This is a genomic window from Bartonella sp. AP58NXGY, from assembly GCF_042195785.1.
Lineage (GTDB): Bacteria > Pseudomonadota > Alphaproteobacteria > Rhizobiales > Rhizobiaceae > Bartonella.
This window is the reverse complement of sequence record NZ_JBHIOY010000090.1, coordinates 350-1,154: the sequence shown is the minus strand read 5'-3', so window position 1 is coordinate 1,154 and position 805 is coordinate 350. Positions and strand designations below refer to the sequence as shown.

The following is an 805-nucleotide window of genomic DNA, read 5'->3' as shown; positions in this document are numbered from 1 at the left end:
TCATCACGCGCAAAAATATTTTGCAGTATATAGACAAGATAACCTGTTGATGAGGGATCTATGCAACTTTCACATGTCTGATTAGGCGAGCGAACACCATAATATATGTCTTCACGTCCAATCTTATTAACAAGATTAATCAACTTGACTTTACTTATAGTGATATGCGGGACATCTATCATCTCTGATCTTTCTTCTTTAAGCCTGTGAATTATGCTGTGGGTGTTTGTTGTTGTCTGTAGAAGCAATAGTAAAAGCAGGCATAGAACTGTTCTTTAATTGTTGTAGTTTCAGATAACTTTTTAATGATAATCCTTTGCCTTGTTCCCAACGACAAACAGAAGCTTGCTTAACGCCTAAAAGGTCTGCTAATTCCTTTTGTGTTAGAGATAAACACTTTCGGATAGATTTAATCTTTAATTTTTCCTCTGTGCCCATTTGAATTGAATCCATTATTTTTAACCATATACGCAATTGTATACAATTTATTTAAAAAAACAATAGATTTTTTTAAATTTAAAAATCATAAGTGATTAATTATGACAAAAAACATCATTGCTACATTGCAAGTATTGCAATCTGAATTTGGTCTCAGCCAACAAGATCTTGCAGAGAGATTAAATGTAACCCAAGCAACCATATCAAGATGGTTGGGGAGCGAGTCAGATCCTAGAGGTTCACATAGAGATGCAATTCTAGAACTATATAAAAGCTTAAAGGGCTATAACCAAATTACTACACTCGTTCCTATTATGGGGTATGTAGGAGCAGGACTAGAGATTGATACAGATGTTGAACAAATTCC

General features: G+C 34.0%; 1 protein-coding gene and 2 pseudogenes. 1 reads left to right on the top strand and 2 read right to left on the bottom strand.

Going from position 1 to position 805, the window contains the following annotated elements; genetic code table 11:
* Positions 1-182: pseudogene (locus ACFINC_RS09650) on the bottom strand (hypothetical protein); the annotation flags it as partial.
* A 16-nt stretch (positions 183-198) separates the two neighbouring features.
* Positions 199-453 (bottom strand): helix-turn-helix transcriptional regulator, encoded by a 255-nt coding sequence (locus ACFINC_RS09645; protein WP_375617071.1) that lies wholly within the window; start codon positions 451-453, stop codon positions 199-201.
* Positions 454-539: 86 nt separating this feature from the next.
* Between ACFINC_RS09645 and ACFINC_RS09640 the strand changes: the two are divergent.
* A pseudogene (locus ACFINC_RS09640) lies at positions 540-805 on the top strand (helix-turn-helix transcriptional regulator); the annotation flags it as partial.

What these genes read in the sequence shown, in the direction of transcription:
- ACFINC_RS09645 (WP_375617071.1), bottom strand. Translation starts at nt 453, where the DNA reads ATGGATTCAATTCAAATGGGCACAGAGGAAAAATTAAAGATTAAATCT.